Here is a 411-nt window from a genome sequence, read left to right as displayed (position 1 = left end):
GCTCACCACCGTCTCCGGCGCGAATTCGGCGAGCACCGAGTCGATCTAGCCGGCATCGAGCACGTCTGCCACCACCGGCTTGGCGCCCGCGGCCGAGATCTGGTCAGCTTTACCCGACGAGCGCGTCACGCCGATCACGTCATGCCCGCGCGCGTTGAGCTCACGCAACAACGGAATCCCCGGGACACTGGTTGCCCCTGCGACCAGGACGCGCATCTATCGTGCTCCTGCCTTGTCGTCGGAAATGCTGCTCCGCAACGCTATTGCCAGCAGAGCTGTGGTCAGGACCAGTCCCGCGGCCTCCAGCCAGCCGACCCAGGTGCCCGCGGCATGGTTGGTGTCGATCAGGTGGCTCAACGAGTGCAAGGCCCAGTGCCCGGTGGCGAACGCCAGTGCCGGCACCCGCCACCG

The 411-nt window shown here is 67.4% G+C and carries 2 protein-coding genes; both read right to left on the bottom strand.

Going from position 1 to position 411, the window contains the following annotated elements; all coding sequences use genetic code 11:
* Positions 1-45: 45 nt before the first annotated feature.
* Positions 46-216, bottom strand: coding sequence for a hypothetical protein (locus DF216_RS10600; protein ID WP_206280088.1), 171 nt, complete (start codon positions 214-216; stop codon positions 46-48).
* Positions 217-411: hypothetical protein (locus DF216_RS10890; RefSeq protein WP_206280087.1), on the bottom strand; the 195-nt coding region annotated here is incomplete at its 5' end.

It is taken from the genome of Streptococcus oralis, from assembly GCF_004127215.1.
In the GTDB taxonomy this organism is placed as follows: domain Bacteria; phylum Bacillota; class Bacilli; order Lactobacillales; family Streptococcaceae; genus Streptococcus; species Streptococcus oralis_BD.
The sequence above is the reverse complement of the archived record's forward strand: the minus strand, read 5'-3'. Positions and strand labels throughout refer to the sequence as shown.